This is a genomic window from Microseira sp. BLCC-F43, from assembly GCF_041929235.1.
Classification (GTDB): Bacteria; Cyanobacteriota; Cyanobacteriia; order Cyanobacteriales; family Aerosakkonemataceae; genus Microseira.
Map to the genome: position 1 here is coordinate 1 of NZ_JBHFNP010000312.1, position 7,126 is coordinate 7,126.

General features: G+C 49.2%; 8 protein-coding genes. 7 read left to right on the top strand and 1 reads right to left on the bottom strand.

The window, feature by feature from the left end; genetic code table 11:
• Positions 1–545: 545 nt before the first annotated feature.
• Complete coding sequence (locus tag ACE1CM_RS41800; protein ID WP_226573236.1) at positions 546–902, bottom strand: hypothetical protein; 357 nt, start codon at positions 900–902, stop codon at positions 546–548.
• Between the two features lie 436 nt (positions 903–1,338).
• Between ACE1CM_RS41800 and ACE1CM_RS41805 the strand changes: the two genes are divergently transcribed.
• The 7 genes from ACE1CM_RS41805 to ACE1CM_RS41835 form a co-directional block, all read left to right on the top strand.
• Positions 1,339–1,770, top strand: a complete 432-nt coding sequence (locus ACE1CM_RS41805) for a tetratricopeptide repeat protein (RefSeq protein WP_374885154.1) — start codon at positions 1,339–1,341, stop codon at positions 1,768–1,770.
• A 171-nt stretch (positions 1,771–1,941) separates the two neighbouring features.
• Positions 1,942–3,720, top strand: a complete 1,779-nt coding sequence (gene hflX / locus ACE1CM_RS41810) for a GTPase HflX (RefSeq protein ID WP_374885163.1) — start codon at positions 1,942–1,944, stop codon at positions 3,718–3,720.
• Positions 3,721–4,041: 321 nt separating this feature from the next.
• A complete protein-coding gene (gene grxC, locus ACE1CM_RS41815; protein WP_374885156.1) occupies positions 4,042–4,299 on the top strand; it encodes a glutaredoxin 3 in 258 nt (85 codons plus the stop codon).
• 240 nt (positions 4,300–4,539) lie between these two features.
• The gene (gene gshB, locus ACE1CM_RS41820; protein ID WP_374885157.1) at positions 4,540–5,508 is read left to right on the top strand and encodes a glutathione synthase; all 969 of its coding nucleotides are present in this window, start codon (positions 4,540–4,542) and stop codon (positions 5,506–5,508) included.
• 6 nt (positions 5,509–5,514) lie between these two features.
• Positions 5,515–6,000: a DUF4870 domain-containing protein gene (locus ACE1CM_RS41825; protein WP_374885159.1), complete on the top strand. Its 486-nt coding sequence runs from the start codon at positions 5,515–5,517 to the stop codon at positions 5,998–6,000.
• Between the two features lie 69 nt (positions 6,001–6,069).
• Positions 6,070–6,525, top strand: a complete 456-nt coding sequence (locus tag ACE1CM_RS41830; RefSeq protein WP_374885161.1) for a DUF4870 domain-containing protein — start codon at positions 6,070–6,072, stop codon at positions 6,523–6,525.
• 109 nt (positions 6,526–6,634) lie between these two features.
• On the top strand, positions 6,635–7,126 hold a 492-nt coding region (locus ACE1CM_RS41835; protein ID WP_374885164.1), incomplete at its 3' end, for a Gfo/Idh/MocA family oxidoreductase.

Here is a 7,126-nt window from a genome sequence, read left to right on the forward strand (position 1 = left end):
TGTCCCTACTACATCGATCAGAATCATCCTGATGCTGCTTTACGGTTTTCCATCGCGTGCAATACAACATTGTAGCGACACGGCATCAGTAAGTTTTGTCCCATTCCTCAAAGTTTTTTGGATGCCGTGTCCCTACCCCCCAGGACTTACGCGCAAGTTCCCGGTTTCTACGAAAAATCTTTGGTTTGGCAACCAGAGATCAAGGTCGAAACCGGGTTTCTGGTCTCGTCCTGCGTAAGTCCTGAGGATGACGCAAGTGGGGCGTTTGTCGCCGATCGTAATAAACCTCTTGCAAAAGTCCTTTTGAGAGGATTTGAAGCACGGGCACCGACGCCCACCCCACAACAATTTTTCTGGTTTTGTGGGGTGGGTAGTATTGCCCGCCCACCCCACAAGAATTTTTCTGGTTTTGTGGGGTGGGTAGTATTGCCCGCCCACCCCACGAGAATTTTTTTGGTTTTGTGGGGTGGGTAGTATTGCCCGCCTCAAATATTTTTGCCAGAGGTCTAATATCTACAGGTTTTACCCGCCCCTACACAATAAGATTACGACTCTAAAACTTGACGAATGCGCCGTTCTAAACGGTCAAGGTCTAAACCGCCTTCGTCGCGACAAATACGGCGTACAGTCCCGTTAAGATTACCCAAATCAACTAATAAATCTTGCAGGATTTCTTGCTGCTGACGCGACTGGGTAACCTCGCGGGGTTCTTGTACTAAATCGCGCACAATAGTATCTTCAGCACGGGAGGCAACGATCGGGTCTGTTTGTCCTTCGAGGTGAACAAAAGTGCGCCTTCCCGGTCCGCGTTCTTCCTCAATCGGAATCACCGCTGATACTCGATCCGACCGCACGTATTTGCCAAATCCGAGATGAACTAAAACCGATGATTGAATTTTCATAACCCTTGATATTTTTAAGTTCAATTATCCTTATTTTAACTCAAATAACACTGGTTTTACCAAGCGGTTTTTACCCTGGTTTTGCTAGGGTTTTCCCTCTATTAAAAACAGCAGCAAAAACCAGATTAACTTATCTAACACCAGAAAAAAACGCTGAGGGGGAGAGAGTCTAAACCCATATAGCGAAAATTTTCAGAAACATGGCTCTGGTGCAGTAAACTTTTAAAAAATGCCAAATATTTTTTGATCTATATAACCAGAAAAAAAGGCTTTCAGATTTGTTAGTTGATCCCCATACCCATGGTATGTTGGCTGGGCCTACATCTGGTGGCAAACTCGATCGAGTATGGCGGGATATCTCTGGAAATTAAGGTACAATCAGTAAAATTCACTGGATAGATTGTTTAAGCGGTCGTTGTTGTTGGTGAAAATACTTATGACTGGCATCAGTCGCTACAATCGGGCGCTAATTAGCCTCGAACAAGCTTGGCAAAGGGAGTCTGGCAAATCAAATCTCTGGTATAACCAGGGCGATGTGCTGGCTAACTTAGGTCGTTACGAAGAAGCACTTGCCTGCTTTGAGAAAGCCGTAGAAGTTCAGCCAAATGACTACGCTGCCTGGGTTTTCCACGCCGTAGTGCTGCTCCACTTAAACCGCTATCAAGAAGCTGTCACAAGTTGTAACAAAGCTTTAGAAATTCAACCAAAAGATGCACAAGCCTGGATTTTCCGAGGCGCGGCGCTGCATCGTTTGGGACGCTACGCAGAAGCTTACGACAGCTACGACAAGGCATTGGGAAACTCAGACCCATCGGGATGGAGAAAAAACCTAAGCAAATTGATGGGATGGGTAATGGGTAATGGGTAATGGGTAATGGGTAATAGGTAATCGGGAAAGGCATGTGATCGATTACCAAGCTGGCAATTAGCAATTAGCAATTAGCAATTAGCAATTACCAATGACCGCTGACCTTACAGGTAGATTGTCTAAAATAGACAAATAACGATTTGGGGGCCAGGTTACTGGTCAAAAGTGCATATCGAGACGATCTACGGGTTACTTCAGGGTTTAAAGTCTAGCCAGCTGAAGCAGCTACAACGGCTGTATCATCAGCGGATTCCAGGCGATCGCATCACCACGCCGGAATTTGCCCAAAGGCTGGCAGCTATTAGCGCGGAACTATCCGAACCTGTCTGTGCCTATATCAACCGTCGGGGACAGGTGATTCGCGTGGGTGTGGGTACGCCCCGTCAAACTCAAATCCCGCCTTTAGAATTGCCGCGCTATGGTGCCGAACGACTCAGCGGTATTCGCTGCATCGCTACCAATCTCAAGTCAGAACCGCCAAGCGTTGCGGCTTTAACCGCAATGGCACTGCAAAGGCTCGATGTACTGGTGGTGCTAAGTGTTACCGGCGAAGGATTTGAGCGACGGGGTGGGGGTGCGACGGGTTATGTCAAAGAAACCTATCTGGCACACCTAGTACCAAATCAAGTTCTTCGTGAGGACTTCAGTTCTGCGCTGGAGAAAGGGACTGAAGTCCCTACTACGAACGGGGTGAAGTCCGCCGGGGCGGACTCAGGCGTTGCCAATTGGAGCGTGTCGCCAGCAATGAGTCTAGATATGCTAACCAAGCAGGATTTTCTCGACTTGGTTGACGGGTTGGAAGCAGAATTTCAGCGGGAATTCATCGCCCAACAGGTAGATTCGGATAGCGATCGCGTCCTCTTAGTCGGAGTCATGACCGATGAAATGACCCCCCAAGAATTCCAGTACGGCATCGAAGAATTGGCAAGGTTGGTGGATACTGCCGGGGGTGAAGTATTGCAGGCAGTGACCCAGAAGCGATCGCGCGTCCATCCCCAAACCGTCGTCGGGGAAGGCAAGGTGCAAGAAATTGCCCTCACCGCCCAAACAATAGGTGCAAACCTGATTGTATTTAACCGCGACCTCTCCCCCGCCCAAGTTCGCAACTTAGAAACCCAAATTGGCGTCCGGGTAGTAGACCGCACCGAAGTCATTTTAGATATCTTTGCCCAACGCGCCCAATCTGGGGCAGGGAAATTGCAAGTAGAACTGGCGCAGTTAGAATACACGCTGCCGCGACTGACTGGGAGAGGTCAAGCGATGTCCCGTCTAGGGGGCGGTATCGGTACCAGAGGTCCCGGTGAAACAAAATTAGAAACCGAACGCCGCGCTATTGGGCGTCGCATCGCCCGCCTGCAACAGGAAGTCAACCAACTGCAAGCGCACCGTTCGCGCCTGCGGCAGAATCGGCAACACCAAGAAGTTCCCTCCGTCGCTTTAGTCGGTTATACCAATGCAGGTAAATCTACCCTGTTAAATGTGTTGACCAACGCTGAGGTTTATACCGCTGACCAGCTATTCGCGACGCTTGACCCCACCACGCGCCGCTTGGTAATTCCCGATGCAGTGACGGAACAACCGATGCCCATTGTGCTGACAGATACAGTCGGATTTATTCACGAACTGCCCCCAGCTTTGATGGATGCGTTTCGCGCCACCTTAGAAGAAGTCACCGAAGCAGACGCTTTGTTGCACCTGGTGGATTTGTCCCATCCGGCGTGGCACAGTCACATTCGTTCGGTGATGGCGATTCTGTCAGAAATGCCCGTCACTCCCGGCCCAGCTTTGGTTGCTTTTAATAAGATCGACTGCGCCAATAGCGAAGCCCTAGCATCGGCGCGAGAAGAGTTTCCCCAAGCCGTGTTTATTTCGGCAAGCGAACGTCTGGGTCTAGACACGCTGCGTGAGAAACTCGCCCAACTGGTGCATTATGCAATTGCCCATCGTTGACCGACGAACTTTTTCCATCCCCACACTCTAGCGCTAGAGTGCGTCATTAACCCACCTTAGACCGCAAACAGCAGCTTACCGTCTTCGTTCCCAGGCACAGCCTTCTTCGTTCCCAGGCACAGCCTTCTTCGTTTCTTCGTTCCCAGGCTCAGCCTGGGAACAAGATTCTAGAGGCTCTGCCTCGCTTGGGTAAACTGATTGAGACAAATCTATCGATAATTACTTGCGATTGCAGATCTAACATCATTATTTCCCCCCCCCCATGCACCACCCAGCGCCTAAACTAAAATAAAGTAAAATAACTTAACATTTGAGGTGGTTATGGCTGCGAACGTAGAAATTTATACCTGGAGTAGTTGTCCTTTTTGCATCCGCGCCAAGGGTTTGCTGAACAAAAAAGGGGTTCAATTTACCGAATACTGCATCGACGGGGATGAAGTAGCACGGGCAAAGATGGCTCAACGTGCTAATGGCAGGCGTTCTCTGCCTCAGATTTTTATCAACGACCAGCATATCGGCGGCTGCGACGATCTCCACGCCTTGGACGCCCAAGGCAAGCTAGAGCCAATGCTGGTATAGTCAATGGCGATCGGTCAGGGGTGATTAGACCTCGACCGAATATAGAGTCGAGGGCAGGCAGGATGCCTACCCCACAAGAGTTGTGGCATAAGTCTACCCTTGATCGTTGGTATTAGTAGCACAGCAATCATAAAATCTTCACTTGTACAGAATATTTCGGGTGCTGTGCTACTACTGTGAAACCCGGTTCTGACTTTCTCGCCCATTACCTATCACCGATTACCCATTACCTTCTCACTTATGAAATTTGCGTTTATCATTGACCCGATCCACTTGCTCGACCCAGGTCACGATACCAGCGTGGCGCTGATGGAAGCTGCTCAAGAATTGGGTCACGAAGTCTGGATAACTCTGGCATCTCACTTGAGTGTGGTGGATGGCAAGGCAATGGCGGTGTTAGAACGGGTGCATTTAACTCCGGTGCAATTGGTGGAGGGACGTTGGGTGGCCCAATCGCCTTGGTATCAATTGGGCGATCGTGCATTTCACCCCCTGGAAACAATGGATGCGGTATTCATGCGAACCGATCCGCCGGTAACGGTGCCGTATCTTTACGCAACGTATATTTTAGACTATATCAACCCAGCCAAAACCTTAGCAATCAACGCTCCTAACGGCATTAGGGCGGCGAATGAAAAGATGTATGCGCTGCAATTTATTGGGGCAATACCAGAAACAATTGTTACCTCGGAGAAGGCAGTAATTCGGGAATTTGTAGAAGCAAAAGAAGCGGCGGTATTGAAACCTTTGGGGGGAAAGGCGGGGGAAGGGATATTATTTTTAGAACCGAGCGATCGCAATTTCAATTCGTTAATCGAAGTTAGCACCCAACAAGGTAAAGTCCCCGTCATGGTGCAAACTTACCTCCCCGCCGCCAAAGAAGGCGATAAACGCATTATCCTGCTCAACGGGGAACCCATCGGCGCAGTCAATCGCATCCCCACGGGCAAAGAATTTCGCGGTAACATGGCAGTGGGCGGCAGAGTAGCAGCCACCGAAATTACCGCACGAGAGTACGATATTTGCGCCCAACTCGCACCTACCCTGCAACGGGATGGCTTGATTTTTGTCGGTATTGATATCATTGGCGGCTACCTGACTGAAGTTAACGTTACCAGTCCTACGGGCGTGCGGGAAATTGACCGACTATCGGGGACAAAGTTGGCATATCAGACGATCGAATGGATAGAAAAACAACGCCAAAGGTAAACGCCAATGTTTGACAATATCAACCAAGAAGCAAGAACCTGGGGAATGTGGTGTCACCTCGCTTCCCTCCTAGGGATACCTCTAGCGCTTTTATCATTTATTGGCATTCCCCCCTTGCCATTTGCTAACATTTTAGGGCCGTTAGTTGTTTGGTTGTGGAAGAAAAAGGAACATCCGTTTATTGACGACCAGGGAAAAGAGTCGCTAAACTTTCAAATTTCCCTCACCATATACGGCATTGTAATAGGAATAATTGCAGTAGTTGTGGGCATAATTGTTGGTATTATTGCTGGCTCTAGTGTACCCAGCGGGGGGAATCCCGATCGAGTTGGTGGGGCACTAATTGTAGGATTTGGCTTAGCTGCTGGCATAATCGGGATCGCATTGACGCTGATTGGTTTGGTAGCGTTAGCTTTAGTAATTTTTGCCGCAATTAAAGCTAAAGGTGGTCAGTATTATCCCTATCCTTTGACGATTAGATTAATTAAATAACAAGCAACAGCATCAGGGCGTTGTGGGTGAAAAGAATCAATTTTGAATTAAAAATTCCAAGTAACTGCCATGAACGACCAAGAAGCCAAGAAATGGGGAATGTTGTGTCATCTTTCGTCACTGATATGGATTCCGCTAGCGTTCTTCGGTTTCGCACCTCCTTTCCTTAACCTGCTGGGGCCAGTAATTATTTGGTGGTTGAAGAAAGACGAAAGTGCTTTTGTAGAAGCTGAGGGAAAAGAGTCGATTAATTTTCAACTATCGATGTCTTTGTACAGCATTGTCGGGTTTCTGATATTCTTGATTTTAGGTTTAATTTCCCTGCTGGTCGTAGGCAGACTAGGAGGAGTAGATCCTGAGAGTAACCAAAGACCTCAGTTACTACCAGGGGGAATTGAAATGTGGCAAAATGGAGCATTGATTCTATTTGGGATCTTTCAAATGGCGGTGGCGATCGCGGCTGCCGTTAAAGCGAATAAAGGTGAGTTGTATCGCTATCCTCTCACCATTCGATTTGTCCAATAGATCTCTCCATAAAAGAAACTCTTTGGCAGGCAGGATGCCTACCCCACAAGAATTTTTGGAGAAGTCCAATCAACCAATGTCGTTTTCTTCGCGCAAGGGAATGCATCTGATGCAGTCAAATATAGGTGTAGCAATTGTAGGTACTGGATTTGGTGAGAAAGTCCATATTCCGGGATTTAAGGCGCATCCTCGCACAGAGGTTGTCGCAGTGTATCATCGAGATTTGCAGAAGGCGCAAGCGATTGCATTCACTCACAACATACCCCACGCCTGTACCACCATAGAAGATATCGTCGCACTGCCAGAAGTACAAGCGGTCAGCATCTCGACGCCGCCGTTTCTCCACTACGAAATGGCAAAAACTGTATTGCAAGCGGGGAAGCATTTATTGCTGGAAAAACCCACCGCGCTTTCAGCAATTGAGGCGAGGGAATTGTATCAACTGACGATCCCCCCCTGCCCCCCCTTGGCAAGGGGGGAGGCGATCCCCCCCTGCCCCCCCTTGCCAAGGGGGGAGGCGATCCCCCCCTGCCCCCCCTTGCCAAGGGGGGAGGCGATCCCCCCCTGCCCCCCCTTGCCAAGGGGGGAGGCGATCCCCCCC

Excerpts from the sequence above, each read along its gene's own strand:
- ACE1CM_RS41800 (WP_226573236.1), bottom strand. The coding sequence starts at position 902 with ATGAAAATTCAATCATCGGTTTTAGTTCATCTCGGATTTGGCAAATAC.
- ACE1CM_RS41805 (WP_374885154.1), top strand. The coding sequence starts at position 1,339 with ATGACTGGCATCAGTCGCTACAATCGGGCGCTAATTAGCCTCGAACAA.
- grxC (WP_374885156.1), top strand. The coding sequence starts at position 4,042 with ATGGCTGCGAACGTAGAAATTTATACCTGGAGTAGTTGTCCTTTTTGC.
- gshB (WP_374885157.1), top strand. The coding sequence starts at position 4,540 with ATGAAATTTGCGTTTATCATTGACCCGATCCACTTGCTCGACCCAGGT.
- ACE1CM_RS41825 (WP_374885159.1), top strand. The coding sequence starts at position 5,515 with ATGTTTGACAATATCAACCAAGAAGCAAGAACCTGGGGAATGTGGTGT.
- ACE1CM_RS41830 (WP_374885161.1), top strand. The coding sequence starts at position 6,070 with ATGAACGACCAAGAAGCCAAGAAATGGGGAATGTTGTGTCATCTTTCG.